This is a genomic window from Runella salmonicolor (genome assembly GCF_024158025.1).
GTDB classification, from domain to species: domain Bacteria; phylum Bacteroidota; class Bacteroidia; order Cytophagales; family Spirosomataceae; genus Runella; species Runella salmonicolor.
Genome location: NZ_JAMZEL010000004.1, coordinates 354,123 through 381,004 on the forward strand (window position 1 = coordinate 354,123; position 26,882 = coordinate 381,004).

The 26,882-nt window shown below is 46.1% G+C and carries 22 protein-coding genes; 18 read left to right on the forward strand and 4 right to left on the reverse strand.

What is annotated here, in order from left to right:
• Window positions 1-25: 25 nt before the first annotated feature.
• Genes NCI00_RS12895 through NCI00_RS12905 form a run of 3 tightly spaced genes read left to right on the forward strand, consistent with a single transcriptional unit; the run spans window position 26 to window position 2,781 of the window.
• Entirely contained in the window at window positions 26-1,141 is a 1,116-nt protein-coding gene (locus NCI00_RS12895) for a glycoside hydrolase family 130 protein (RefSeq protein ID WP_253528131.1), read from the forward strand.
• Between the two features lie 56 nt (window positions 1,142-1,197).
• A complete protein-coding gene (locus NCI00_RS12900; protein ID WP_253528133.1) occupies window positions 1,198-1,887 on the forward strand; it encodes a 3-keto-disaccharide hydrolase in 690 nt (229 codons plus the stop codon).
• Between the two features lie 18 nt (window positions 1,888-1,905).
• Entirely contained in the window at window positions 1,906-2,781 is an 876-nt protein-coding gene (locus NCI00_RS12905; protein ID WP_253528136.1) for a tyrosine-type recombinase/integrase, read from the forward strand.
• A gap of 110 nt (window positions 2,782-2,891) precedes the next feature.
• Here the strand turns inward: NCI00_RS12905 and NCI00_RS12910 are convergent, their stop codons facing one another.
• Together NCI00_RS12910 and NCI00_RS12915 are read right to left on the reverse strand one after the other, a co-directional pair.
• On the reverse strand, window positions 2,892-3,542 hold the full coding sequence (locus NCI00_RS12910; RefSeq protein ID WP_253528139.1) for an SdpI family protein: 651 nt from the start codon (window positions 3,540-3,542) through the stop codon (window positions 2,892-2,894).
• Window positions 3,539-3,796, reverse strand: coding sequence for an autorepressor SdpR family transcription factor (locus NCI00_RS12915; RefSeq protein ID WP_253528141.1), 258 nt, complete (start codon window positions 3,794-3,796; stop codon window positions 3,539-3,541). Before NCI00_RS12915 ends, NCI00_RS12910 begins: the two co-directional genes overlap by 4 nt.
• Window positions 3,797-3,979: 183 nt before the next feature.
• Between NCI00_RS12915 and NCI00_RS12920 the strand changes: the two genes are divergently transcribed.
• The 9 genes from NCI00_RS12920 to NCI00_RS12960 all read left to right on the forward strand — a co-directional run bounded on the left by NCI00_RS12920 (window position 3,980) and on the right by NCI00_RS12960 (window position 15,787).
• A complete protein-coding gene (locus NCI00_RS12920) occupies window positions 3,980-5,209 on the forward strand; it encodes an OmpA family protein (RefSeq protein WP_253528143.1) in 1,230 nt (409 codons plus the stop codon).
• Window positions 5,210-5,363: 154 nt separating this feature from the next.
• Window positions 5,364-6,032, forward strand: a complete 669-nt coding sequence (locus tag NCI00_RS12925; RefSeq protein WP_114459653.1) for a CBS domain-containing protein — start codon at window positions 5,364-5,366, stop codon at window positions 6,030-6,032.
• A 61-nt stretch (window positions 6,033-6,093) separates the two neighbouring features.
• Entirely contained in the window at window positions 6,094-6,969 is an 876-nt protein-coding gene (locus tag NCI00_RS12930) for an NAD kinase (protein ID WP_114459654.1), read from the forward strand.
• Between the two features lie 85 nt (window positions 6,970-7,054).
• Window positions 7,055-8,035: a hypothetical protein gene (locus NCI00_RS12935; RefSeq protein WP_253528145.1), complete on the forward strand. Its 981-nt coding sequence runs from the start codon at window positions 7,055-7,057 to the stop codon at window positions 8,033-8,035.
• A 71-nt stretch (window positions 8,036-8,106) separates the two neighbouring features.
• Entirely contained in the window at window positions 8,107-8,760 is a 654-nt protein-coding gene (gene porG / locus NCI00_RS12940) for a type IX secretion system protein PorG (protein WP_253528147.1), read from the forward strand.
• A 68-nt stretch (window positions 8,761-8,828) separates the two neighbouring features.
• Window positions 8,829-9,839: a dipeptide epimerase gene (locus NCI00_RS12945; RefSeq protein WP_253528149.1), complete on the forward strand. Its 1,011-nt coding sequence runs from the start codon at window positions 8,829-8,831 to the stop codon at window positions 9,837-9,839.
• Between the two features lie 201 nt (window positions 9,840-10,040).
• On the forward strand, window positions 10,041-11,315 hold the full coding sequence (locus NCI00_RS12950; RefSeq protein WP_166558671.1) for a Gfo/Idh/MocA family oxidoreductase: 1,275 nt from the start codon (window positions 10,041-10,043) through the stop codon (window positions 11,313-11,315).
• Window positions 11,316-11,363: 48 nt separating this feature from the next.
• Complete coding sequence (locus NCI00_RS12955; RefSeq protein ID WP_253528151.1) at window positions 11,364-14,786, forward strand: DUF1080 domain-containing protein; 3,423 nt, start codon at window positions 11,364-11,366, stop codon at window positions 14,784-14,786.
• 173 nt (window positions 14,787-14,959) lie between these two features.
• Window positions 14,960-15,787: an FkbM family methyltransferase gene (locus NCI00_RS12960; RefSeq protein ID WP_253528153.1), complete on the forward strand. Its 828-nt coding sequence runs from the start codon at window positions 14,960-14,962 to the stop codon at window positions 15,785-15,787.
• A 1-nt stretch (window position 15,788) separates the two neighbouring features.
• Here the strand turns inward: NCI00_RS12960 and NCI00_RS12965 are convergent, their stop codons facing one another.
• Both NCI00_RS12965 and NCI00_RS12970 read right to left on the reverse strand, forming a co-directional pair.
• A complete protein-coding gene (locus NCI00_RS12965) occupies window positions 15,789-16,499 on the reverse strand; it encodes a response regulator transcription factor (protein WP_253528156.1) in 711 nt (236 codons plus the stop codon).
• Window positions 16,500-16,512: 13 nt separating this feature from the next.
• Complete coding sequence (locus tag NCI00_RS12970; RefSeq protein WP_253528158.1) at window positions 16,513-18,294, reverse strand: sensor histidine kinase; 1,782 nt, start codon at window positions 18,292-18,294, stop codon at window positions 16,513-16,515.
• A 162-nt stretch (window positions 18,295-18,456) separates the two neighbouring features.
• Between NCI00_RS12970 and NCI00_RS12975 the strand changes: the two genes are divergently transcribed.
• The 6 genes from NCI00_RS12975 (at window position 18,457) to NCI00_RS13000 (ending at window position 26,880) form a co-directional block, all read left to right on the forward strand.
• Complete coding sequence (locus NCI00_RS12975; protein WP_253528160.1) at window positions 18,457-19,326, forward strand: T9SS type A sorting domain-containing protein; 870 nt, start codon at window positions 18,457-18,459, stop codon at window positions 19,324-19,326.
• 267 nt (window positions 19,327-19,593) lie between these two features.
• Window positions 19,594-20,163, forward strand: a complete 570-nt coding sequence (locus NCI00_RS12980) for an adenylate kinase (protein ID WP_253528162.1) — start codon at window positions 19,594-19,596, stop codon at window positions 20,161-20,163.
• 212 nt (window positions 20,164-20,375) lie between these two features.
• Window positions 20,376-21,368, forward strand: a complete 993-nt coding sequence (gene obgE / locus NCI00_RS12985; protein ID WP_253528164.1) for a GTPase ObgE — start codon at window positions 20,376-20,378, stop codon at window positions 21,366-21,368.
• A 118-nt stretch (window positions 21,369-21,486) separates the two neighbouring features.
• Entirely contained in the window at window positions 21,487-25,314 is a 3,828-nt protein-coding gene (locus tag NCI00_RS12990) for a T9SS type A sorting domain-containing protein (RefSeq protein WP_253528166.1), read from the forward strand.
• Complete coding sequence (locus NCI00_RS12995) at window positions 25,314-26,072, forward strand: shikimate dehydrogenase family protein (protein WP_253528168.1); 759 nt, start codon at window positions 25,314-25,316, stop codon at window positions 26,070-26,072. Before NCI00_RS12990 ends, NCI00_RS12995 begins: the two co-directional genes overlap by 1 nt.
• A gap of 16 nt (window positions 26,073-26,088) precedes the next feature.
• The gene (locus NCI00_RS13000) at window positions 26,089-26,880 is read left to right on the forward strand and encodes a metallophosphoesterase family protein (RefSeq protein ID WP_253528170.1); all 792 of its coding nucleotides are present in this window, start codon (window positions 26,089-26,091) and stop codon (window positions 26,878-26,880) included.
• The last annotated feature ends 2 nt before the right edge of the window (window positions 26,881-26,882 follow it).

Sequence of the window (26,882 nt, forward strand, 5' to 3'; positions counted from 1 at the left end):
TTTGTGTTCCAATCTTCTTTAATTTATGAAAAAAATCCTGCTGCTTCTGCTTATTTCTCCCCTTGTTTTTGCCCAAAAAACACAATCTTGGATGTTGGGACCGTTTCAAAAAATGGACGCCGCCAATCCGATTTTAGAGGCTAAGTCCAACACAACCTTTGCGTGCCCGGTGCGAGGAGAAACCGTTCGTTGGGAAGAAAAAGATGTGTTTAATCCCGCCGTAGTGGTTCGTAATGGCAAAGTATACATGATTTATCGGGCCGAAGATAAAGTGGGCAAATATGCGGGTACTTCTCGTCTAGGATTGGCCGTTAGTAGCGATGGGGTTCATTTTAAAAGAATGCCTGAGCCGGTGTTTTATCCCGACAATGATTTTATGAAAAAATACGAGTGGGAAGGCGGCTGCGAAGACCCGCGCATTGTAGAGACCGAAGACGGGCGCTACGTAATGACGTATACCTCCTACGACGGCGACAAGGCGCGCCTGTGTGTGGCAAGCTCGCAAGATTTGGTCAAGTGGCAAAAACACGGTTTGGCGTTTAATAATTTTATCAAAGGAAACCGTGATTTTTGGTCAAAATCGGGCGCAATCGTGTGCAAGAAAGTGGGAGATAGATTTATTGCTACCAAAATCAACGGGAAATATTGGATGTACTGGGGCGACCAAGCCCAACTTTACGTGGCTACTTCGGATGATTTAATCAATTGGTATCCAAGTACTAAACCCAAAGATGCTGCGTATCAGCCCCAAAATGTGTCGGATGTAAACTGCGTGGCGGTGGCATCAACGCGCCCCGGAAAACATGATTCACGTTTGCTGGAGTCGGGGCCGCCTGCTTTTTTGACAAAAAAAGGAATTGTGTTGATTTACAACGGCATGAATTACGCCCAAACGGGCGACCCCACCCTGCCCGAAGGCGCCTATGCCGCGGGTCAGTTTTTATTTGATGCCGAAAATCCCGCGCAGTTGAACGACCGTTCTGAAAATTATTTTATCAAACCCGACCGCCCCTACGAAATTACGGGCCAAATCAATCAGGTGTGTTTTGTGGAAGGGCTGGCGTCGTATAAGGGCAAGTGGTTTTTGTACTACGGAACGGCAGATTCTAAGATTGGGGTAGCCGTTGCTCGTCAAAAATGAGTAAATTAGACGAATGTATTCCCTTTTTCAATAAAACTAAAATCAATCAAATGCACATGAAAAGTCTTCGCATTTTAATGAGTGCCTTTTTAGTTGGCGCGGTTACTTTTTCTTACGCTTCCAAACCTGGACCTTGGAAAAACCTGTTTGACGGTAAAACCACGGCTGGTTGGCATAGTTATGGCAAAACGGGCGTGAGTGGCTGGATGGTGATGGGTGGGGCATTGATGACCCACGGAAAATCAGGCGACCTCGTAACCGATGCTGAATTTGAAAACTTTGAAATGGAGTTTGAATTTAAAGTAAAACCGAAAGGCAACAGCGGTGTCATGTATAAAGTAATCGAAGACCCCGCGCACCCGCCGTACTATTCAGGGCCTGAGTATCAGGTGATTGACGATGAAGGCTACCCGCCGTTTAACGACAACGGTAAAATGGTAAAAATCAACGACAAACAAAAAACGGGTGCTAACTACGACATGCAGGCCCCGAGCAAGTTTGTGAGCAAGCCCGCTGGCGAGTGGAACAAAGGAAAAATTGTGGTCAATGGCAACCACGTGGAGCATTGGCTCAATGGCGTGAAAGTGGTGGAATACGAGTACGGTGGTGCCGAATGGAAAGCGCAATTGGCCAAAAGTAAATTCACAAAATGGACCTATGCTACGCCCCGTGCCAAAGGAAAAATCGCGCTTCAGGACCACGGCGATGAGTCTTGGTACAAAAATGTAAGAATCAGAACGTTATAGTAAACTAAAATCCAAACGATGCTTGATCAATTCCTCCAACATCTCACGGTCGAAAAACGACTCAGTGTACACACCCTCACGGCGTACAAAAAAGATTTGGAGCAGTTTGCGGAGTTTTTGGAAAAAACCTACAACCTCACAGAACTCAGTCAAGCCGACTTTCGTATGGTGCGGGGGTGGGCGGTGAGTTTGGTCGAGGCCGAATTACACCACCGCAGCGTGAACCGAAAATTGGCCACGCTGCGGTCTTTTTATGGGTATCTGCTGCGCTGCAAAGTGATTACGATGAACCCCATGCTGCGGGTTTCGGCGCTAAAGACCGACAAGCCCTTGCCCCAATTTGTCGAAGAAAAAAGCCTTTTGCTCTTGTTTGAAGAGATGGAGTTTGGAACTGATTTTGAAGGCCTGCGCGACCGCTTGATTCTTGAGCTTTTGTACGGAACAGGAATGCGTTTGGCTGAATTGCTGGAGCTGAAAGATGGCGATATTAATTTTTATGACCTCACATTAAAAGTGATGGGAAAACGAAGCAAACAGCGCGTTATTCCCATCTATAAAAACCTGGCCGACCTTGTAAAAAGCTATCAGGCGCTCAAAAATGAGCAGTTTCCTGGTACGAACGTCCTGATTCTGACCAATAAAGGCGCACCCGCCTACGCGGTGCTGATTCAGCGGATTGTCAAAAAATACCTTTCGGCAGTTACTTCTCTTCAAAAACGCAGCCCGCACGTACTGCGCCATACGTTTGCTACTCATTTGCTCAACAACGGGGCTGACCTAAACTCTATCAAAGATTTGCTCGGCCACAGTAGTTTGGCCGCCACGCAGGTCTACACCCACAATTCCATCGAAAAATTAAAGAAGATTTTCAAGCAATCGCATCCGAAAGCCTAACGCTTAGTGAATTAGTTTGTTATGTGGTTATGGTCAGACGATAGTCAGACCATTGTTGACAATCTAACAAACCCATACAGGTAAAAGGAAAATGGATGTGGGAAAATGGGTCACCGATTGGCTTGTTCTTGTTTATGTGCTCGATACGAATACACAAAAACCCAGATGACAGTGGCAAAAATCAAGGAAAGTGTCCAGACGATTTTCCACATTTCGGGCAGCCAAACTACGACCAATGCGCCTACAATTCCCATCGCAAAAAACAACTTTGCGCCCATTTGGTGGGTTTTGCGCCATACCGTTTCGCTTTCCAGCGTCCACGGGGTACGAATCCCTACGAAATAATTGGATTTGAGGGTGTTAAGGTAATTGCCAATGCCAGCCAACAATAAAAAGATGCCGACAAACACTAAGTTGATGAATACTTCTCCCGCCATTTGCTCCAGTGCCGAACGGATAATCAAGATATGAATAGCTCCCAAAAAGGTGAGTATCAATAGAATCAGTTTGGGATAATGCTCTGATACGCTTGCCTGATTGAGACGAGGGTCGAGGTGAGGAACATTGCGCATGAGAAAATAGAGCCCGATTGACACAACGGTCAGGATGCCCAGCGTCCATTTAGGCCCGAAAGCGTCGGGTTTTCCGCTGGGGCCAAAGTGCGTAGGAACAATGTCGGGCAATTGATTCCAGACAAAAGCTAAATAAATCAGCGGCGCGGTAATGGCTGCCAACATTAAGTAGTTAAGGGACTTTTTCATGGTTGTTTTAGGGTAAAAATCCACGTTAGAAGTTCATCTAAAATGGTGGTATTTAGTGAGTAATAGATAAATTGTCCTTGTTTGTCGGCAGTAACGAGTTTGGCCTGTTTCAGCAAATCTAAGTGATGCGAAATGCTGGGTTTGGTCATTTCAAACTTATCGGCAATTTCGCCCGCAGTAAAATCTTTTTCCCGCAATATTTCGAGAATTTTTCTTCGGGTAGGGTCATTGAGGGCACGAAATAGGTTGTTCATAGAATTAAATAATTAGACAAATGTCTAATTATCTTTTGACACTTTCAAGATTTTTTGTTTAATTGGTCTAAATGCAACGTTGAATGGCGAGGTATTAACTATTTTTAACAGTATTTCCGCACTAATCGCTCTTCAATGGCGTTATTTCGGGCAAGATTATCCACAAGATTATCTCATCTGACCATGAAACGATTATACTATCTTTTAGGCCTCTTGTTGCTGCTTTCGGGAGGGGCTTTTGCGCAAAAAATTACCACCCTGAGCCCTTATGTGGAGCAACAATCTCAACCCTATGTCAATATCACAAAAGTGGAATTGACCAAGGACTTCACAATCCTCTATTTTACCCTTGATTACAGTTCGAATCCGCGTTCGTTGGAGGATATGATTTTGGGGAGACGCAGTTCAAACGAAGAAATTGAAATTGACCCTAATTGTCGATTGTATGAGCCCGGAAATGCTGGGCGCAAGTTTAGATTTGTCAAAGCAGAGGGTATTCCCGTAGCCCCCCAAAAGCGCGAAATACGACCCGGTGATATGGTTAAATTTGTTGTTTATTTTGAGCGATTAGAACCAGGTATTGAGGTGTTTGACATGTTTGAAGGACGTGACCAAGGAACAAAAAGGTATTGGAACTATTTCAGTGTTCATGTTCGGAATCCGAAGCGGCCATTGCCCAAAAAGCAACCCGTCCCCGAAGCTCAAAAACAGGAGCCCCCTGTTATCGCCGAAAAGCCCAAGGATGTTCCGCCGCCTGTTGAACCTAAAAAAGAGGCTATACCCGCGCCGCAATTAGTAACCTTGCGTGGCACCGTGGTGGATGCAAAAACCCAAAAGCCTATTTCAGCACGAATCAGTTATGTAGTGCCAAGTGAGGGCAATGGGCTGGATTCCATGCAGTTGTCGGCCTCGTCAGGAAGGTTCCGACTTAACTTGGATGCGGGAAACAAATACGCTTACGTGGCAACGGCGAAGGGATATTTTCCGAGCAGTGGCGCGTTTGACCTGACGCAGGCCAAAGGAGGGCAAGAAATAGACAACCAAATTGTGTTAAATCCTGTAGCGATTGGGGAGGCGATTACCCTCAATAATATCTATTTTGACATTTCTAAATTCGATTTACTATCGTCTTCATTTGCCGAGATGGATCGCCTGACACAGCTCATGCGTGAAAACCCAACCATGGAAATTCGGGTGGAAGGACATACCGACAATCTGGGTGATTTTGACAAAAACATGGAGCTTTCTCAAAACCGAGCCAATGCCGTCAAGCAATACCTCGTCAGCAAAGGGATTGACGCGGGACGTATCGAAGCCAAAGGCTTTGGGCCGACGCGCCCCGTGACGAAGGGAACCTCAGAGAGCGAACGTCGTCGTAACCGACGGGTGGAGTTGGTGGTCGTAAAAATGTAAAATCATTGAAAACGAATCGCTTATTATGGGGTGAAAAAAAATGAAAACACCTTTTTTTTTGTTCATCTATTGATTCATTATCAATAAAATCTCAAAATACTTTTGGAAACTTTAAATAACTTTTCTAAGTTTTCAGAAAAATCACACATCAACCATGCTGGCCGAAGAACTTATCAACCCCGCTACCCCCGTTTTACGACCTTACGACTCGGTCGGGCAAGCGGTTGACTTAATGGACGAATATGGCATTCGGCAATTAGCGTTAGTGGAAAATGAAGTATACAAAGGGCTTTTGAGTGAGGATACACTCTTGAACTTTCCGGACGATGAGAAGCTACTTTCCGAACTTAATTTGCCACCTAATCCTGTCCACGCCAATCTATTTCAGCACATTTATGAAGTCATAGGCATTGCCAATCAGTACCAGTTAGATACTGTTCCAGTGTTGGATGAGGATAATCTCTACGCTGGCACAATCGTCGTAACCGACATGATGGCCAAGTTTGCCGGACTGCTGGGCGCGCAGGAAGCGGGAGCGGTAGTGGTGCTTAAGATGTCTAACCGCGATTATTCCATGACCGACATCAGCCGTCTGGTGGAGTCCAATAATGTAAAAATCATCAGCAGTTATTTTTCGGGTGCCGAATACGGCGATATTGATCAGGCAACGCTCACGCTCAAACTTAACCGCACCGAAGTGTCGGCGGTGGTAGCTACCTTTGAACGTTTCAGTTATGTAGTTGAGAATGTGTATGCCAATGAGCCGCTTGAGAACCCCGATCGGCACCGTCTGGATTTATTACTGAGGTATTTGGAAACCTAAGTGTCGACTTAAAAAGGATTCTTATACCTTTGCGTCCAAATCTATCCCCGAAGCGATACCCATGAAAATCGCCATTCACGGACGCAGTTTTACAACCGACACGCAGCCTTACGTACAGGCATTGTTTGATATTCTGAAGAGTAAGCAAATAGACTATTCTATTTCTTCTTCCTTTTATTCTTTTTTGTTGAGTGCTGGGGTCAATCCTTACACCGAAAAGAACTACCCGCACCCACACGGTGCACCTGATGCTGATTTTATTTTTAGTATCGGCGGCGACGGCACCCTGCTGGAGTCGGTCATGCAGTCGCGTTCGCGGCAAATCCCCATTTTAGGTATCAATACGGGCCGCCTTGGTTTTTTAGCCACGGTTTCACCGCCCATGATTAATGATTCGCTAGAGGCGCTCTTTCAGGGGAATTTTCAAACCGAAGACCGTACGTTGGTAAGTTTATTGTCTGATACAGACTTATTTGAAGATTATAATTTTGCGCTCAACGATTTTACCATTACCAAAACGGATACCTCTTCCATGATTACGGTACACGCCTATTTGGACGGAGAGTTCCTGAATTCTTATTGGGCGGATGGTCTGATTGTGTCAACCCCAACGGGTTCTACGGGTTACTCACTGAGTTGCGGTGGCCCAGTGGTATTGCCCACCAACGATGTTTTTGTGATTACGCCCATCAGCCCGCACAATCTCAATGTTCGTCCCATGATTATTCCAGACGTGAGTAAGCTAAGTTTCAGGGTCGAAAGTCGGAGCAGTAATTTTCTGGTCTCGTTAGATTCTCGTTTCAGGATTGTGGATTCAACCGTCACCTTGTTGGTTAAGAAAGAACTCTTTAAGGCGCGTTTGGTCAAATTGAGCCAAGATAACTTTGTGCAGACCTTACGGACCAAATTACATTGGGGTTTGGACGCTAGAAACTAATTCTCGGCGCGATTTTTGTAGTGCCATTCAATAAATACAATCATTTTTGCGTTGAATCAAAGTCACGCATAAATCAGTAAAGCGAATGAAATTCAAAATACTTGTCGGCACCCTGTTGTTTACGCTACTGGTGACGTATGCTTCGGAAGCTCAACGCCGTAAAACTCCTTTTGAACAGTATTCAACCGTGAGTTTTGGCTTGGGAACTTCTTCTTATTTGGGAGAACTAGCGCCCTATCGAACTCCAGTAAGGTCGGTATTCAGGATGATGCGTTGGAATGTGAATGCGGGGTACACGCGAAATTTTACCCCTCATTTGGCGGCTCGTCTGGGTTTTACGTGGGCTCGGCTCGCGGGAGATGATGAATATTACAACCGTGGTGCGGGCGGAAACCCTTTTCCTAATTTTTATGTGCGGAATCTTCATTTTCGTAATGATATTAAGGAATTCAGTTTAGTCGGCATCTATAAACTACGGGGTGATGGCCGAAGCCCTAACCGAAGAGTAGCATTTAGCCCGTATCTGTTTGCGGGTATTGCGGTTTTGGCCCATAACCCCAAAGCTAAAACCCCGCAAGCACCAGGATATGACAATAATTGGGTGGCACTTCAGCCGCTCGGCACCGAAGGGCAGGGCCAGCCAGGCTATGCTAAGCCGTACTCATTGGTTACGTATTCAATTCCTTTCGGAATGGGTTTTACTTGGCGTGTAAACAACCAATGGAACGTTGGAATTGAAGGGGGAGTGCGTATTTCGGGCTCGGACCACTTGGATGATGTGGGTGGACTTTTTCCTAATTCCGATGTTTTGAAAAATGATCTGGCCCGCGCCATGTCTAACCGTACAATTGAGCCCATCGCCGCTCGTACTGGAAGAGACCGTACCGATATTGTCCGACAAATTGTGTATCCAAATCAACCTAGCATTAATCCATTTGCAGCTCCTCTGGATGGTTGGGGAGAGGGAGATTTTCGAGGAGGTGGACGCGGTGATAACTACCTCTTGACCAATATTACGGTAAGTTATGTATTACCATCCAAAATTAAGTGTCCTCCCATCCGTTAATACTTGAGAGGTTTAACGTTAAGAAAGCGATTGTGAGCAACAAAAACTCTTATCTTTTAATTGGCTTCCTTGTGGGAGCCTTTTGTTTACAAGTCAATGCCCAACGCATCAATATCGGCGCTGGGCTAGGAGGATTAAATTATAAGGGTGACTTGTCGCCCGCCTTTAATCCTCGCAATTATCTCCCAGCAGGCCATGCCTTGTTTCGCTATAATATCAGTCCTTCGGTTTCGCTCCGGGCGGGCGGTACTTTTGGTTTGGTAGGGGCAAAAGACAGTCGCTCTGCCGACCCGCTCAACCAAGCCCGCAATGCGTCTTTTAGGTCTTCGATTTTGGAAGGAAGTTTAATCACCGAATACAATTTTTTGAATTATTCTCAAAAGCGAAAAGCGAAAAACTGGACGCCGTATCTTTTTGGAGGATTAGGGTTTTATAAGTTTAATCCACGCAACAAAACAGCGGATTACAAAACTACCCAAATAAATATCCCTTTTGGCGCGGGTGTAAAATGGGAATTTAAACGCCCTTGGAGCCTTGAATTTGAATTTGGCACGCGTAAGTTATTCACCGATTATCTGGATGATTTGGGCGATAATGTACCCATTACTCAAAAGATTCAACTGGGCAATCCTACCACCAAGGATATGTATTATTATACCTCAATTACGCTCAGTTATACCTTTTATTCAATTATTTGCCCGCCTGGTTTTTCTACGGATTATTAAACAAACTTGGGGGCTGCTATCCGTTTGACGTGTATATTTACCGAATATAAACGTTTGTCTTCGGGACTATGCAACTTTTTTTCCATCGCTTCGATTTACGCCTTCGTCATACATTTACCATTGCGCACGACTCGCGGGATGTTCAGCCAACGCTCGTGGTAGAACTACGCGACGGCACAATAAGTGGATTTGGAGAAGCGACTTCCAATAAATACTACGGCATTACCATTGAAGGCATGGTGGAAGCGCTGGAAAATATCCGCGAACGCATCGAAAGCTACGACCTCCAGTCTCCAGAAGCTTTTTGGGCATCTGTTCACCCTTTTCTTCTAAATAATCCCTTTGCCCAATGTGCATTGGATGAGGCCGCAAATGATTTTTGGGCCAAAAAAAAGCATCAAAAGTTGTACGAAGCATGGGGGCTTTCTGCCGAAAATATCCCGATGACCAACTACACTATCGGTATTGATACCGTGGAAAAAATGGTCGCCAAGATGAAAGAATTGCCTTGGCCGATTTATAAAATCAAGCTTGGCACTGCCGACGATTTAGCCATCATTAAAGAGCTTAGAAAACACACCGATGCCATTTTTCGGGTAGATGCCAACTGCGCATGGACGGCCGACCAAGCCATTCAGTACAGCTATGAATTGAAATCCTTAGGGGTTGAATTCATAGAACAACCCCTCAAGGCTGACGATTGGGAAGGCATGAAGCGCGTTTTTGACCAAAGCGCTTTGCCCTGCATTGCCGACGAAAGCTGCATAGTAGAGGCAGATGTGGCTAAATGTCAAGGGTATTTTCACGGTGTGAATGTCAAACTTACCAAATGCGGTGGTCTCACGCCGGCCCGTAGAATGATTGCCGAAGCAAAAGCTTTGGGCATGAAAACCATGGTGGGATGCATGAACGAAACGAGCGTGGGAATTTCTGCCATTGCCCATCTTCTACCGTTACTAGACTACGTTGACATGGACGGCACTTTGCTCATTTCCAACGACCCCGCCTCTGGCGTAACTTTTGATTATGGTAAGGTGATTTTTGCCCCTGAAAACGGGACTGGCGCGGCGCTCCTTTAAAATCCACGGTTTGTTATTGCTTTCTAAAAGAACTGCTTAGTACATTTTGTGATTAAATCAGTACTCTTCCTAAAGAAGTGTATATCTCCCCTCATTTGTAATTATTTTGGCAAAATCATCGCTTATTTTTAAAAAAAATGAGTAATGAAGGCTTTTAATTATCTTACTGTTATTAAGGAAAAATACGCATAACGCTGTCTTATGAAAGAAAATATCCCTGTTTCTGGCTCCCGAAGAAAATTTATCAAAGGCTCACTCGCTACGCTGGCGGCCTTTTCGATTGTACCGCGTCACGTATTGGGCAAAGGCTATTTAGCCCCCAGTGACCAATTGACCAAAGCCATTGTGGGCGTAGGCGGCATGGGCCGTGGGCACATCCCTTACGCTGGCACCAAAGTAGTGGCTATTTGTGACGTAGACAAACGCCACCTCAAACTAGCGCTTGACCAGTTGGAGCCGGGCGTAAAAACCTTTTCTGACTACCGTGAATTGATTCAACTGCCCGAAGTGGATATTGTACACGTAGCTACTCCGCCGCATTGGCACGGAATCATCGCCGCCGATGCCGCCCGTGCGGGCAAAGACGTGTGGTGTGAAAAACCCATGACACGCACCATCGGAGAAGGCAAACGCCTCGTAGAGGCTGTGCAGCAGCACGGTCGTATTTTTCGCTTAAATACTTGGTTCCGTTTTGAATCGAATTTTTATGGCATGAATACCACCGTAAAACCCATTAAAAAACTCGTGGAAAGTGGCTTGCTCGGCTGGCCGCTCAAAGTGACGGTAAGCCGTCATACGGGTTTTGATTGGAAATTTTATTGGGTCGGAAAAACAAATCTTCAACCTGAACCCATCCCCGCCGAACTGGACTATGACATGTGGCTCGGACCCGCGCAATACAAACCCTACAGCGAGCACCGCGTACACGGCACATTCCGTGGCTATTGGGACTACGACGGCGGTGGCTTGGGCGACATGGGGCAGCATTATTTAGACCCTATTCAGTACTTTTTGGGCAAAGACGATACCAGTCCCATCAGCGTAGAAATTGACGCGCCGCAGCAACACACCGATGCCGTGGGTACGTGGCGTCGCATTGAATATACCTACGCCGATGGCTGTAAAATTATTCTGGACGGAGAAGGCAAGGATGAAAGTGTTCCTTACATCGAAGGGCCTAAAGGGAAACTATACCCCAATTTCCGCTCTGATATTCCTGATTTAGAGAAAAAACTCGCGGCGTTTCCCGATTCGGAGCCCCAAGTAACGGATTTTGTGGAAGCCGTGAAAAAGCGTCAGAAATTTGCGCTGAACGAAGAAAATGGCCACCGTTCCTGTACCATTGTCAACATGGGATTGACAGCATTGCGTTTGGGGCGCTCGTTGAAATTTGACCCTGTAAAACAGTTGTTCGTGGACGATGAAGGGGCCAATCGCCTCATAGATCAGCCCATGCGTGGCCCTTGGACCATGTAACAAAGCGTAACTGTGCAAAATGATTGAATCAATTCTCTTCCTGAATTTATGAAAAAAATACAATATATACTGATTGCTCTTTTGGTGAGCGGGTCGATAGCCACGGCGCAGGTTGACAACCGAATCACCACGCTGTTGGGACAGTTTCCTGCCCAAAATGCCAAACAGTTGCAAAAAAACATGGACGATATGGCCGCTTTGGGTAAGTCGGGTATTGTTCAATTGGCCTCGGGGTTGGTGCCTTCGGCCAAAGGAAATAACGCCAAAGTTCAATACGCGCTTGGTGGATTTTCATCCTTTGTCATGCAGCCGGGCAAGGAAGAATGGCGGAAAATGGCCGCTGAGGCTTATGCCGAAGCCTTGGGTAAAGTGACCGATAAAGACAACCAAGCCTTTCTTATTTTTCAACTTCAACAGGTGGGCAAAGAGGAAAGTGTCGGCCCATTGTCTACTTATCTAAACGATGAAAGATTAAGTGGTCCTGCCGCTAGGGCTTTGGCAAGAATAGGCTCTTCAACGGCGAGTCAGGCCTTGTTGAAAGCACTTAAGGGTGCTTCTGGAGAGGCTCAGATTTCCATTGTAGAAGCCTTGGGCGACACCCGCTTTGCGGAAGCCGCGCCCGCCATTGAAAAACTAGCTTCAAGTAGCGACCTAAAAACCAAAAAAGTAGCGCTTTATGCGTTGGCAATGATGGGTGCTCCGTCGTCAGAAAGTATTTTGATGAGTGAGGCGGCCAAGGCCTCTTACGGGTATAATGAAGCCAACGCTACATCATCTTACCTTACTTATTTGGGGCGATTGACCGAGAATGGGAACAAAGCCCTGACGGTAAGAGCGGCCACGGCATTGTTGAAAAATGCCACCCAAACGCCCACGCGCTCGGCGGCATTGAAATTATTGGCCGATGCACAGGGTGCATTCAGTGTTCCTGTACTAATCAAAGCGTTGCAAAGCACTGATATCAATTACCGGGTAGCGGCCCTGAAATACGCGCAGAAATACATTACCCCTGCTACGACTGGTCTGTTTTTGGCAGCCATGCCCACTTTGAAGCCCGTTGCGCAAGCCGAGGTAATTGGGGTATTGGGAGAAACGGGAGCGAAATCGGCATTGCCAGTTATCCTTAAAAATCTGGCCAATAAAGAAAGTGGTGTAAAATTGGCGGCAATCAAGGCTGCTGGAAGAATTGGGCAGGAAGGTGTTTTGCCTAATTTATTGGGAGTCCTGAAAAAAGGCACACCAGATGAAGTAACTGCCGTCAAAAATGCGTTGCTCGTCATGAAAGGAGATAAAGTGGTAGACCAAATCGCGACCGTGCTTCCTTCCATGCCTGCAAGTGCACAGCCCGCATTGCTCGAAGTATTGGCGGCGCGTGCGGCCGACAGCAAAATAGAGGTGGTTTTGGCACAGTTAAAAAACAACGATGCCAACGTAAAAGCAGCGGCTTTTGCGGCACTTAAGAGCGTTTCGGTGTCAAAAGACCTGCCTACCTTGGTGGGGCTACTGAATAGTGTTTCGGCTCCGCAAGAGGTGCTTTCAGCGCAGGAAGCCATAACGGCCGTGGTAAAGAAAACAGGCGATGCGTTGCAACAAACCAACACAGTATTGGAGCAGATGAATGCAGCACCGACGGATAAGAAACCCAATTATTTGCGTATTTTGGCCAATATCGGTGGCAAAAAAGCATTATCAACCGTGGCGGCAGCCTTTCAAAATGGCGATGCCGCTACGCAAAACGCGGCCCTCAATGCCCTTTCCAATTGGAAAGATGCCAGTGCTGCTTCTGAACTGCATAAAATTGGGAAAAACACCACCGATGCGGGCTACCTTGACCAAGCGGTGAGTGGCTATATCAAAGCGGCTAATCGGCTGAATCAAACGCCCACGCAAAAAGTATTGATGCTGCGTAAGGCGATGGATATGTCTAAAACAGCCGCCCAAAAAGAAAGTATTCTGAAAGAACTCGTTCGCAATCGCACCTTCAATGCGTTGATTTTAGCGGGTAATTATTTGGATGATACGCAATTGCAGCAAACTGCCGCGCAAGTGGTCATCAATAGTGCATTAGCCAACAAAGATTTTCAGGGGAATACCGTACGTCAATTGTTAAATAAAGCCCTGAATTTTGCCGCCAATAACGAGCAAAAAGAGGCCGTTCGGAAGCATTTGGCCGAAATGCCAGCGGGCGAAGGGTTCGTTTCGTTGTTTAACGGAAAAGACCTGACAGGCTGGAAAGGTTTGGTCGCCAACCCCATTGCCCGGGCCAAAATGCACCCCGATACGCTCGCTGCCAAACAGGCAAAAGCCGACGAAGTGATGCGGAAAGGGTGGGTTGTCAAAGATGGCGAACTCATCTTCACGGGTCATGGTGATAATCTCTGTACGGTTAAAAAATACGGAGATTTTGAAATGTACGTTGATTGGCGCATTGAACCTAAAGGTGATGCTGGCATCTATTTGCGTGGTTCGCCGCAGGTTCAGGTGTGGGATACCTCACGCGTAGAAGTAGGTGCGCAGGTAGGCTCGGGAGGTTTGTACAATAACCAAAAGAACCCCAGCAAGCCGCTTAAATTGGCCGACAACGCCATTGGCGATTGGAACACGTTCTACATCCAAATGAAAGGCGACCGCGTAACGGTGCGGCTCAATGGTGAATTGGTAGTAGATAATGTTATTCTGGAAAACTATTGGGACCGAAAGCAACCCATATTTCCGATGGAGCAGTTAGAACTTCAGGCGCATGGTACACTCGTGGCCTACCGTGACATTTACGTTCGTGAATTGCCCCAAACAAAGCCGTTTGTATTGAGCGAGCAGGAAAAACAGGATAACTTTAAAATGTTGTTTGATGGCACAAATATGTTTGAATGGATGGGCAACACCACCGATTATGTCATGGAAGATGGTGCAATGGTGATTTATCCCAACCGTGGTGGCAAAGGCAACCTATATACCAAAGACGAATACAGCGATTTTGAATTCCGTTTTGAATTCCAATTGACGCCCGGCTCTAACAATGGCCTGGGTATTCGCGCGCCGTTGCAGGGCGATGCCGCCTACGTGGGTACGGAATTGCAGATTCTGGACAATGAGGCCGAAATCTATAAGAATCTGCAACCGTATCAGTATCACGGCTCGGCCTACGGCATCATTGCTGCCAAGCGGGGCTACCTCAAACCCGTCGGTGAGTGGAATGAGCAGGAAGTGGTTGTCAAAGGCTCTAAGGTCAAAGTAACCCTTAATGGTACCGTGATTTTAGATGGTGATTTGGCCGAAGCGTCCAAAAACGGCACTGCCGACCACCGCGACCATCCGGGGCTTAGCCGCACGTCGGGGTACATTGGATTTCTTGGTCACGGTGATGTGGTGAGGTTCCGGAATATCCGAGTCAAAGACTTGAGCATTCCGCCGCCACCACCGCCCGTAGAACCCGAAAAAGTAATTGAAAAGAAAAAGAAACGTAAAAAATAGAAGTAGTAAAAAGTTAAAAAAGGTGGAGGCTTATAAAGGGTTTCCACCTTTTTTTATCCTATTTGAGGGGTTTATTTGGCTCTTTTTTCGTTTTACCCAATTATTCATTCAGTTAGGCAAAATATGAAGAAATTATCGACAATATTGCCTTATAATCCAAACCTCAATCATAGATGTTCAAGTACTTCAGAGACTCTTTCCGTCGAAAAATAGCCAGAAGATATACCAAAGAGTATCCTTCGCTCATCAATCATTACCAATTGGAGAAAGACGGGCAAATCGATTTTGCAGAATGGGACAATCCTTTGGCTACGCGGTTGGACTTGAAGCAAGAAACCGTCGATTTTTTTCGAAAATTCATCAAAGAAGGAGATTTGGTCATTGATATTGGCGCCAACATCGGTGATACCACCGTACCGATGGGACTGGCAGCGGGAAAATCAGGCTTGGCGCTGGGCTTTGACCCCAATCCGTACGTGTTTAAAATACTGAAGGAAAACGCGACCCTTAACCAAGACAAACTGTCCATTCATGCCCTACCGTTTGCAATTTCGGTAGAGGAAGAAGAGTTCTTTTTTATCTCTTCAGAGGCCTCCTTTGTCAACGGCGGAATTTCTCCAACCAAAGAGAGCCGTCATGGGAAATTTGTTTATCCCGAGAAAATAAAGGGTATTCCATTGATGCGTTTTTTGGAGGCGAATTACGGAGATTGGCTCCCCAAACTATCGTTCATCAAAGTTGATACCGAGGGTTACGATAAGGAAATTCTCAAATCCATTTCGGACTTAATTGCCAAATATAAGCCCGTAATTGTGGCCGAAAGTTTTGAGCACAACAGCCCTGCCGATAAAATGGAGCTGTTTGAAACCATTGCCAAGCACGGTTACGATATTTTTTACTTTGAAGAGTTTGATACCACCGCCAAAGTTGTTTCTATTCCTACCAAAGAAGACATAACTAAATGGCATATAAACATCAATATCTATGCCGTGCCGCGCTAACTCATTCATCAACCAATAACTTAAAACCTTCACCGTGGAGGTTGATGATTTGGAGCGATGCATCGTCTTTGAGGTGCTTGCGGAGCTTCGTAATGTAGACATCCATGCTGCGGGCGTTGAAGTAGGAATCGTCGCCCCAAATGAGCTTCAACGCAAAACTTCGGTTAATAGGTTGGTTTTTGTTTTCGCAAAACAATTTGAGCAATGCCGCTTCTTTGCTCGTCAGTTTTTGTGGGATGCCGTTTTGGGTAAGGACTTGGTGCGCAAAATCGAAGGTGTATTTCCCGAGTTGAAATACACTCAGTTGCGGCTCATGCATTGGAGCGGTTTTTTGATAACGGCGCAATACCGCTTGTATTCTGAGCAACAGTTCTTCCATGCTGAACGGCTTTGTGATGTAGTCGTCGGCACCCGCTTTAAAACCCTGAATAGTGTCTTCCTTCATGCTTTTGGCCGTCAGAAAAATGATGGGAACTTCTTTGTCGGTGAGGCGAATTTCTTTGGCCAACGAAAAGCCATCTTTTTTTGGCATCATCACATCCAGCAGGCACAAATCAAACGAACCTTCCAGAAACCGCTTCAAACCCGCGTTGCCATCCACGGCCAAATCCGTTTTGTAGCCTTTGTTGGTGAGGTATTCCTGTAACAATTGCCCCAAATTAGGGTCATCTTCGGCCAAGAGGATTTTCGTAGGCGGTAGTTTGGTCGTCATGCTGTTTGGGTTATTAGTTCAAAGTCTCTTTTTGTAACGGCAACTGAATCGTAAAGGTACTGCCTTCACTGGGCTTGCTTTTGACGTCGATGCGGCCGCCGTGGGCTTCAATCATTTTTTTGACGTAACTCAACCCCAATCCAAACCCTTTTACGTCGTGAACATTGCCCGTCGGAACGCGGTAAAACGGCTCAAAAATCTTGGTTTGCTGTTCTTTAGTCATCCCCAAGCCATGGTCTGTGACGCTGATATATACGTTTTCGGTATCACTTTCGGTGCTGACCATAATCTGCGGCGGCGCGTCAAGGGAGTATTTGTTGGCATTATCAATCAAATTGGTGAGGATATTGGTCAAATGCAGCTCATCGGCCTGAATGATTTCTTGCTCGGCCTCAAAACTCAGTTCCACTTCTCCTTGCCGCTGTTCTAGTTGTACGCTCAGATTGTTCAAGACTTTTTCAATGACGTCGTGAATATTGAGCGTGGTGGGCCGAAGTTTTATTTCGCCACGGTCGAGCAAGGCCATTTGCAGTACTTTTTCTACGTGCCCACCCAAACGTTGAATCTCGTCCTGCACAATGCCCAAATAGCGTTTGATTTTGAGGGGTTCGCCCTGCGTTTCTACTTGTTCGCGCGCCATGCCTACGGCCAACGAAATGGTCGAAATGGGCGTTTTGAACTCGTGCGTCATGTTGTTGATAAAGTCATTTTTGACGTCCGAGAGTTTTTTCTGTTTCAGAATGGTTGCCACTGCTACGTAAAAACAACCCAAAATAACAAGCAACAACAAGGCCGAACTGATGAGGGTAAAGCCCATGTTTTCCAAAATAAACGCCTGCCGTTCGGGAAAATACACCAGCAGCTTACTTGGCATGGTATTGAGCTCATTGGGGAATAAACTTGCCTTAAATAGTTCTGAATCAGCGCTATCGGGGCGGTAAGATGCCGTTGAAAAGATGATGTTTTGATGTACGTTGTTCTGAATAGCAAACTCATACGCAATTCCGATGCCGCGCTCCTGCAACGACTTTCGCAGCAGTGAATCAAGCATAATGCGATTGACGCGCTGCTCCACCGGACGTTTGCTGAAAAGCAAATCTTTAAACACATCTTTCAATAAATCACTCTGCGATGCAGAAGCCACCTTAAGCAGTTTTTCTTTGGTCTTAGCGCGATTTGGCAGGTAGGTCGGCGGCTCATTTTCAGCGTTTTGACGCGCCTTTTGCACCGACGACCGCACCGTCATCAACACTGAGCCATTGGAGGTGCTATCGGTGGGCCAAAATGCGTGGTCCATTTGGTTAAACCACGCGTCAAATATTCGTTCTTGTTCGGCATGAATGCGCAAAAAACGCTCAATATGGGGCAATTCGCTGTTGCGTTGGCGTAAAAACTCGTTGATGAGGTTGGCCTGAAAATCCGTCATGGAGCGGTTGCGCGGGGTGAGTGCGTCGGTGGGATTAGAGCCAGTCAGTTTGTCGTCGCGATTAGAAGCATATTCGCTGGGCAAAGAGTGTTTGGGCGACTGGCTCGACTTGGCCAGTCGGTTTTTATTCAACGCTTCCAATTTGCGCTGTTGTTGTTCGATTTGTTCGCGTTGACGAATCAAATAAATGATTTCCTGCTTTTCTAATTTACGAACTACATCCTGCAACGCATCCGACACTTTCAGGTCAAATTGCTCATTGCGTAGCGTCAGCGCACTTGTAATCCAATGCCACTGAAATCCCATCAACCCCAACGCCGCGAGGCCCATGAGCGTAATCAACAACCGTATTTTTTGGGTGGTCATCATTTTTTTTCAACTCCATGCAACGTTCTTTCCCTAAAACGTGACTTTTGGTTTGTTACCATTCAAAATAACGTAATTCAACCAATCCTTTAACACAATTTAAGAAAATTTAACACCGCGACTTTTTAAATTTTAAACACTTTTGAGCCTTAAAACAACAAACGCATGAAAACAAAATTTGCATTAATCGCATTGGTCGCTGGGCTGGGAGTAGCCACAACGGCGCTGTCGCAGGAGGAAAAGAAAGAAGCGAGAGATTCTGCCAAAGACAAAGTAACCGTTCGCGTACGCATGAGCGAAGAAAAAGACGGTAAAACCGAAATCGTTGAGCGTTCGTATACCTATAATAATCTTTCGGAAGCTGAGCGGGAAGCCAAAGTGAAGGCCATTGTGGATTCATTGAAAGGTACTGGCAAAGACGCCACCAACCGCCGATTGAGCATAGAAATTGAAGAAGGCGACAGCCGACACCCAGACCATGACGGTCGGTATGACGACGACCGAATTGTGCGGAAGCAAAAAGAAGAAAAGGAGCGCGTAAAAATTTACAAGTCCAACCCAAAAGACCGTCAGGATAACTACAACTACAATCACAATTTTAGGTTTGACTTTGACGAAGAGGCATTTGCTGACCGTATGAAGCGCGTTGAAAAAAGAATTGAGCCTCAAATGCGAAAATTGGAGCGCAACATGGAAGACTGGAGCCGCGATTTTGAACCCAAATTCCGTGAGTTTTGGCACAGCGACATCAATCTTGGGGGTTCAGGCAAGCCCGCGTCGATTCGCGGTTTGGAGGCTTTCCCTAACAACCCCGACAAAAACGAACTCAACCTCCGCTTCTACGCCCCCAACAAAGGCGACGTGACCATCACCGTGACCGACACCAAAGGAAAGCAGGTAAGCCGCAAAGAAGTGAAAGATTTTTCGGGTGATTATGTGGGTCAACTTGAACTGGGCAAAAATGCCAAAGGAACGTATTTTGTCAACGTAGTTCAGAACGAAGACGGTGCCGTAAAACGCATTGTGATTGAGTAATCTTAAACTTAATTAAGTGTACCTAGAGGAGGCTGCCTTACGCAAGGCAGCCTCTTTTTGCTGATTGCGATATTGTGTTTAAAATTTGAAAAGCAATTGCTTTTTATTTGAATTATTCGGGGTCTTTCTCCTCAAACTACCTCATTTTAGCAAAATCCTTTTTTAATTTGTACCCGAAAACCGTTGAGTAGTGTGATGAAATTGTAAATTTGCGCAGTCAAACCTCAAAAACATAGCTCTACCTCCACCAAAAGCCCTTTCAGTCAGATGCTTAATATTGTACTTTTTGGCCCTCCGGGTGCGGGCAAAGGCACCCAAGCTGCAAAACTCATCGAAAAATATCAGTTGGTTCATATCTCAACCGGTGATTTGTTTCGGATGCACATCAAAGAACAAACCGAGTTAGGAAAACGCGTAAAAGACCTGCTTGACAACGGGATTTTGGTGCCAGATTCGGTCACGATTGATATGTTGGAAGAAGAAGTTCAAAAAAATCCCGACGCGAAGGGCATTATTTTTGATGGTTTTCCGCGTACGGTGCCCCAAGCTGCGGCCTTGGATGCTTTTTTGGCGTCAAAAAACAGTGATATCAAAGCGGTACTCCAGTTGGATGTGGATGAGGCAGAACTCAAACGTCGCATTGCCGAGCGCAAAAAAGTGAGTGGCCGTGCCGATGACGACGAAGATAAATTGGTCAAAAGAATTGACGAATATTTTAACAAGACCGTCCATGTATTGCCGTATTACCAAGCGCAAGGCAAGCTGACCGTGGTAAATGGAATCGGTCAAATCGAGGAAATTTTTAATAATTTGTGTTCGGCCATCGATACCGAATAATAATTTTAGGGGTCCATACACATAGACTCTGCCGTTTCTTTCCCAAATTTGTAACTCGTGTGGCTGTGCCTAGAGGCATTCCATACGAGTTTTTTTGTTGTAAAATAAGCAATCAAAGAATCATTGTTGTCTATTAGGAGTTAGGTAATAGTAAGTACTAAATTCACTAAAAGATAATTTTTCCGATACTTTCGGAAGATAAACACGTCAAAATGGCAAGTTCAAACTTTATAGATTACGTTAAAATCAGCTGCCGCTCTGGAGCAGGAGGAGCTGGCTCACGGCATTTCAGGAGAGAAAAATTCGTTGATAAAGGAGGGCCAGATGGTGGTGACGGAGGCCGGGGCGGCCACGTGATTCTGAAGGCCAATTCTCAGCACTGGACCCTGCTCCACTTGAAGTATAAAAGACATATCCGGGCCGAAAACGGAGAGGCTGGAAGCGGGGCCCGTTGCAACGGAAAGCAAGGAGATGACGTCATAGTAGAAGTGCCGCTTGGTACCATCGCCAAAAACCCCGAAACAGGGGAGATTTTGGCGGAAGTAACCGAGGATGGGCAGGAGGTGATTTTGCTTAAAGGCGGTCGAGGTGGGTTGGGAAACCACCATTTCAAAAGCGCCACCAACCAAACGCCCGAGCACTTCCAACCCGGGGAGCCGTCGCAAGAGGAGTGGATTGTGTTGGAATTGAAACTGTTGGCCGATGTGGGTTTGGTTGGGTTTCCGAACGCGGGTAAATCAACGTTGCTTTCAACGGTATCGGCGGCGCGGCCAGAGATTGCTGACTATCCATTTACTACTTTGGTCCCAAATTTGGGGGTGGTAGGATACCGGGATTATAAGTCGTTTGTAATGGCCGATATTCCGGGAATTATCGAAGGGGCGTCGCAAGGTAAAGGGTTGGGGTTGAGATTTTTAAGGCATATTGAGCGAAACTCTATTTTGCTATTTATGGTACCTGCTACCAGCGACAATATCGGTGACGAATACCGGACATTGTTGAATGAGTTGGAGTTGTATGATCCGTCGTTGGTAGAGAAAGAACGATTGTTGGCTATTACAAAAGGGGACCTGATTGACGAGGAAACAAAAAAAGAGATAATGAAAACGGTTCCTAGTGATATTCCACACGTATATATATCATCAGTGACCCAAGAAGGAATCAGTGAATTAAAAGATTTAATCTGGAAAACTTTAAATCCTTAGGTGTGCCGTTGAAAGGCGTGTGGTAAGTAGGCAGTATTAATTGAGGCTCCAAAGGATTGAAAAGTTAGTGGCGTTTAAGTAAGTTTAGAAAGTATATATTCCACCAAATACTGAACAAATGAAATTGAACTTTTACCTGAGGAATCTCTGGCAAAGCTTTGCGTGTATTCTATTTCCTTTGACCATTTTCGCACAGATAAACATCACATTTCCTACCAGTCGAATCGTATTTCAACGTGACAATTTTGGGAACGGCATCATTCACGTCACTGGTCAATACTCCCAGAGTATTGACCGAGTAGAGGTAAGGGTGGTACCCATGAGTCCCGGACAAGGGGAGCAAACGGATTGGCGCCTTCTTAAGGATAACCCGCAGGGAGGATTTTATTCGGGTACTATTCAGGTGCGGGGCGGATGGTACGAACTGCAGGTCAGAGGTATGGTAAACGGCAATGTCATCAGTACGGCCGAATTACAACGCGTGGGAGTGGGGGAGGTGTTTTTAGTGGCTGGCCAATCCAACGCACAGGGATTTTTTAACTATGGTGCGCCTGGCCCAGGAGATGACCGCGTCAACTGCGTTAATTATCGAAATAACGATAATCAGAATAACTCCTTTCCTAAGCCTGATTTTGTTCGAATGAGCGACAATGGGAATGTGGGCCCCCGAGGGCTTTCTTCCTGGTGTTGGGGGCGTTTGGGTGACATGATTGCCAATCGTCTCAATGTACCTGTGTTGTTTTATAATGCCGCATGGGAAGGAACTGCCTCCAAAAACTGGAGTGAAACCGTGGATGGTGGCATTACTAATAGTATTTATATCAATGATTCTTACCCTCCAGGGCAGCCCTACGGGAATTTGAGGATGTCCCTCAATTATTACGCGAGTGTTACGGGAATCAGAGCGGTACTTTGGCACCAAGGCGAAGCCGACAACTTGCTCAATAATTCTGCTGGAACGTACGAATCCAATTTGCGCAGAATCATTGAAAAATCCCGTCAACATTTTGGTAAAAACGTAGGCTGGGTGATTTCAAGGGTCTCCTATTATAACTCCAAAGGAAGCAATCAGGAGATTATTAACGGGCAAAATCAGGTCGTTTTGGGGGGCAATTCCGTATTTTTTGGGCCTTCTACTGACAATATTCAAACGCCACGTCCTGACGGTTTCCATTTTCAAAACGGTGGATTGTCAGATGCTGCGGGTGCTTGGAATTCAGCCTTGGACGACAACTTTTTTAATTCCTGTTTTCCTCAAACTGGAACATTTCCGAGTTTTTCGGTTAGCTGCGCGGGTGGAAACCAGTTGAATATAAATGTACAAGGTCCCTTTTCATCGGTTCAATGGAATAACGGTGCCAATGGCTCATCGGTTAACTTCGGGCCAGGAAATTATCAAGCCACCGTAAGAGACGGTGCTGGAAATGTCTATTATACCCCAAACATCACCGTTCCTAATGACCTGCAAAGCGCTCCAATTACGATTTCAGTAGACGGAAAATTGCCACTGTGCCAAGGGAGCACCGTGGGGCTTATTTCGAGCGGAGCGACTGGAAATCAGTGGAATACTGGTTCGACGAATCAACGTATAGAAGTATCGGCATCGGGCACTTATTCCGTTTCGACCCAAAACTTATACGGTTGCAAAGGCTCCGCTAGTATCAACGTTACGTCCTTCTCTTCTCCTTTGCCCCAAAAGCCAACCATTGCGGCTTCGGGGCCACTTACTTTTTGTCAGGGGGAGTCGGTTAATCTGACGGCTACCTCGGCCGCAGAATATCGTTGGTCGACAGGCGACAGAGGACAGGTCGTAACGGCTCGCAGCAGCGGCACGTACGAGGTGCGAGTGCTAGATGACAAAGGCTGTACGTCTGAGCCGACAAGCGTAAATGTACAGGTCAATGCGCCCCCAGCGGCCCCTACCATCAGTGCCTCTGGAAACACGTCGTTTTGCCAAGGAGGGCGCGTAACGCTATCTTCCAATTATGAATCTGGTAATATTTGGAGCTCAGGTCAACAAGCAAAAAACATTGAAGTAACCACCTCAGGGACCTATAATGTTCGCTTTCGGGATGCAAATGGCTGCGACGGAATATCAAATAATATTACAGTAACCGTCAATCCTTTGCCACCCGCGCCCACCATTACACCCGAAAGACCCGTGGTCTTTTGCGACGGCGATAGTACCATTTTAACTTCAAGCAGTTCTGCTCAGTACAATTGGAGCAACGGCGCACGCGGTCGTCGTATAAACATTCTAAAAGCGGGTAATTTTTCATTGACCGTTACCGATGCCAACGGCTGTACCTCGCCGGGTTCGGAAGTGGTGACCGTAAAAGTCAATCCTTTGCCAGCTCCACCGACCATCACTGCCGACCGCAGCACCACCATTTGTGAAAATGAGGTAGTTACCCTTACCTCGTCTGACCAAACAGGATACATTTGGAGCAACGGGCAAAGTACGAAAAGCGTAATTGTCAACCTTCCAGGGCGATACTCGGTCAGGACGGTTGACGCTAACAGGTGCCAGTCGCCTTCGTCCAACAATATTTCGATAACGGTCAATGCATTGCCGGCTAAACCAATTATTACCGCTCTTGGACCAACCACTTTTTGCCAGGGTGGGCAAGTGTCTTTAACCACTAATTACAGCACTGGCATTACTTGGAATAATTTCCAAAATAGCCAAACAATTACGGCAACTACTGGGGGGAATTATAATGTGAGTTACGTAGATAAAAATGGTTGCCGTTCGGTTTCGGATGCGTTTCCTGTCAAGGTCAACCCCCTGCCTGCCGCGCCAACGGTGGTCAATGAGCGACCTACCACTTTTTGCGCCACCGACAATACGGTGTTGACAATTACATCGGGCGGTAATATTTTTGAATGGAGCAATGGCGATAGAGGCAGAAGCATCAGAGTGTATAGTGCAGGAAGCATTTCGGCTACGGTTTTTGAGCCTTCTACGGGCTGTACCTCTCCCGCATCGGCCCCTATTCAGATTGTGGTTAATCCAAATCCAGGGCGGCCTACCATTTCGGTGGGAGGGCCTACAACCATTTGTGCGGACCAAAGTGTAACCTTGACCGCACCCGATGCAAGCGCCTATCAATGGTCAAACAACGCCAATACCAAAAGTGTAGCCGTCAATTTAGCGGGAAATTATACCTTGATAATTCGGAATCAATTTGGCTGTTCTTCTCCCGCTTCAGAACCCGTCAATGTGCGAGTAAATCAACTACCGCCCGTTCCATCCGTTATTTCTGAAGGACGTTTAACCTTTTGCGACGGTGACCAGGTCGGCCTTCGAGTAGAAACAAATTATGATGTATTCTGGAACACGGGAGAATCAGGTAAGCGGATTGTTGCGACTAAATCTGGCAATTATGCCGCACGCGTCCGGGACGGAATCGGTTGTTTATCTCCGTTTACTGGACCGACACGGGTTGATGTAAAAGCCCTGCCGCTGACTCCAGTCATTGAAAAAATAGGGGCTTATACCCTCCAAGTCTCCAATCCAACCGCTTCTGCGGTATATGCTTGGAAATCAGGTAGCCAAACCTTGGGGGAGACAAAATCAGTGATAAGGGTAAATCAATCAGGAATGTTTACCGTGACCGCATCTGTACAACACAGCTCAACGTTGACGTGCGTTTCAAAAACATCTTCTGTATTTGATTTTATTCTGGAGGCCGATAATAATGGTATAGCAGTGTATCCAAATCCTTCGTCGGATGGAAAAGTAATAGTCGAAACACAGGAGATTCTCAAAAATGCCACCTTAATAGTATACGACTTGATGGGAAGACCGATTCAAATCATTAATGTACCGTCTTTTGATAATCAAAAGCTATTTGATTTTAGCGCTTTGCCAGTAGGTGTTTACGTAATACACGTTGAAAGCCAAGGTTTTAGAAGAAATAAAAAACTGATAATTGTTCAATAATGAGAGTATTTGGTTTGATTGGTTACCCATTGACCCATTCTTTTTCTAAAAAATATTTTACCGAAAAATTCGAAAAAGAAGGGATTGAAAACAGCCGTTATGAGTTGCTTGAGCTCCCCGATTACCATAATTTTCCCGAATTGATTAAGGCAAACCCTGACCTGTCGGGGTTGAATGTAACCATCCCCCATAAGCAAAATATCATTTCTTTTTTGGATGAACTCGACGCGGCTTCGGCGGCGCGAATTGGCGCGGTCAATACGATAAAATTTCTTCCTGATGGTAAATTAAAAGGCTATAATACTGATTATTACGGATTCCGAATTTCGTTGGAACAATGGTTGGAGAATTTAAAAATCGTTCCCAATCAATTGAAATCCTTGGTGTTGGGCAATGGTGGGGCGGCAAAAGCCGTCTTGGCCGCGTTGAAAGACCTTCAGATTGAGTACACCATTGTTTCCCGACAACCAGAACATCAGTCTGCCGCTATTTCTTACCATGATCTAACAGCAGATGTCATTGCTCAACACCTGCTGATTATCAATACCTCTCCCGTTGGCACCTATCCCAAGACTGAGGAGTGTCCCGCTATCCCGTATGACCTGCTGGGGGAAAATCATTTACTGTACGACTTAGTATACAATCCAGCCGAAACGCTTTTCCTGAAAAAAGGCAAAGAGCAGGGGGGCCAAATACATAACGGTCTGCCAATGCTTCAATTACAGGCTGAAAAAGCCTGGGAAATCTGGAATAGCTAAAAAAACTAGAAACACTATGCTTCGTCGTCGAGAATTTCTCCAACTTTCGGTTGGATTACTGGCCTTTGGATGCCAAAAACCTGCGGCCAAATCCGCCAAAAATCTACGTTTCGCCGTTGCATCCGACGGGCATTATGGGCAGCCAAAAACAGATTTTAAGCTTTACCACGAAAATATCATTAAGAATCTGCAAAAAGAACATGCCGAAAGACGGCTCGATTTTGTGGTTTTTAACGGAGATTTATTTCATGACAACGTAGCGTTTTTGCCCGACGTAAAGAAAGTTTTTGACAGTCTTGGGCTTCCTTATTATGTGACGCGCGGCAACCACGACCACGTAACACCCGAGCAATGGCGCGCTACCTGGGGCTACGACCTCAATCATGCGGTTGAAATAGGGAAAAACGCCATCATTCTGGCCGACACGTCCAACATAAAAGGCGAATACCTTTGCCCCGATATTCCGTGGATAGACAAGCAGTTGGCGGGGTTTGCCAAGAAGGAAAATGTGTTTTTGTTTATGCATATTCCTGCTAAAATGTGGTCTGAACACGGTACCGAATGCCCCGAATTAGAAAAAATGCTTGGGAAGTACTCAAATTTGAAAGCCATGTTTCACGGGCACGACCATGCCATTGATATGGGGAAAACCACTTCAAAGCCCGCGTTTTTCGACGGTCATTACGGTGGAAATTGGGGCGTATCGTACCGTGGCTACCGAATTGTGGAGACCCAAGCCGACAACAAATGCTACACGTACCAGTTCAACCCCGAGGCTCAAATCAAAGTAAATGAGCAGGTATTTTGAGG

What these genes read in the sequence shown, in the direction of transcription:
- NCI00_RS12910 (WP_253528139.1), bottom strand. Translation starts at nt 3,542, where the DNA reads ATGAAAAAGTCCCTTAACTACTTAATGTTGGCAGCCATTACCGCGCCG.
- NCI00_RS12990 (WP_253528166.1), top strand. Translation starts at nt 21,487, where the DNA reads ATGAAATTGAACTTTTACCTGAGGAATCTCTGGCAAAGCTTTGCGTGT.
- NCI00_RS12950 (WP_166558671.1), top strand. Translation starts at nt 10,041, where the DNA reads ATGAAAGAAAATATCCCTGTTTCTGGCTCCCGAAGAAAATTTATCAAA.
- NCI00_RS12970 (WP_253528158.1), bottom strand. Translation starts at nt 18,294, where the DNA reads ATGATGACCACCCAAAAAATACGGTTGTTGATTACGCTCATGGGCCTC.
- NCI00_RS12925 (WP_114459653.1), top strand. Translation starts at nt 5,364, where the DNA reads ATGCTGGCCGAAGAACTTATCAACCCCGCTACCCCCGTTTTACGACCT.
- NCI00_RS12900 (WP_253528133.1), top strand. Translation starts at nt 1,198, where the DNA reads ATGAAAAGTCTTCGCATTTTAATGAGTGCCTTTTTAGTTGGCGCGGTT.
- NCI00_RS12895 (WP_253528131.1), top strand. Translation starts at nt 26, where the DNA reads ATGAAAAAAATCCTGCTGCTTCTGCTTATTTCTCCCCTTGTTTTTGCC.
- NCI00_RS12945 (WP_253528149.1), top strand. Translation starts at nt 8,829, where the DNA reads ATGCAACTTTTTTTCCATCGCTTCGATTTACGCCTTCGTCATACATTT.
- NCI00_RS12965 (WP_253528156.1), bottom strand. Translation starts at nt 16,499, where the DNA reads ATGACGACCAAACTACCGCCTACGAAAATCCTCTTGGCCGAAGATGAC.
- NCI00_RS12935 (WP_253528145.1), top strand. Translation starts at nt 7,055, where the DNA reads ATGAAATTCAAAATACTTGTCGGCACCCTGTTGTTTACGCTACTGGTG.
- NCI00_RS12905 (WP_253528136.1), top strand. Translation starts at nt 1,906, where the DNA reads ATGCTTGATCAATTCCTCCAACATCTCACGGTCGAAAAACGACTCAGT.
- obgE (WP_253528164.1), top strand. Translation starts at nt 20,376, where the DNA reads ATGGCAAGTTCAAACTTTATAGATTACGTTAAAATCAGCTGCCGCTCT.
- NCI00_RS13000 (WP_253528170.1), top strand. Translation starts at nt 26,089, where the DNA reads ATGCTTCGTCGTCGAGAATTTCTCCAACTTTCGGTTGGATTACTGGCC.
- NCI00_RS12920 (WP_253528143.1), top strand. Translation starts at nt 3,980, where the DNA reads ATGAAACGATTATACTATCTTTTAGGCCTCTTGTTGCTGCTTTCGGGA.
- NCI00_RS12960 (WP_253528153.1), top strand. Translation starts at nt 14,960, where the DNA reads ATGTTCAAGTACTTCAGAGACTCTTTCCGTCGAAAAATAGCCAGAAGA.
- NCI00_RS12980 (WP_253528162.1), top strand. Translation starts at nt 19,594, where the DNA reads ATGCTTAATATTGTACTTTTTGGCCCTCCGGGTGCGGGCAAAGGCACC.
- NCI00_RS12995 (WP_253528168.1), top strand. Translation starts at nt 25,314, where the DNA reads ATGAGAGTATTTGGTTTGATTGGTTACCCATTGACCCATTCTTTTTCT.
- NCI00_RS12955 (WP_253528151.1), top strand. Translation starts at nt 11,364, where the DNA reads ATGAAAAAAATACAATATATACTGATTGCTCTTTTGGTGAGCGGGTCG.
- NCI00_RS12915 (WP_253528141.1), bottom strand. Translation starts at nt 3,796, where the DNA reads ATGAACAACCTATTTCGTGCCCTCAATGACCCTACCCGAAGAAAAATT.
- NCI00_RS12930 (WP_114459654.1), top strand. Translation starts at nt 6,094, where the DNA reads ATGAAAATCGCCATTCACGGACGCAGTTTTACAACCGACACGCAGCCT.
- NCI00_RS12975 (WP_253528160.1), top strand. Translation starts at nt 18,457, where the DNA reads ATGAAAACAAAATTTGCATTAATCGCATTGGTCGCTGGGCTGGGAGTA.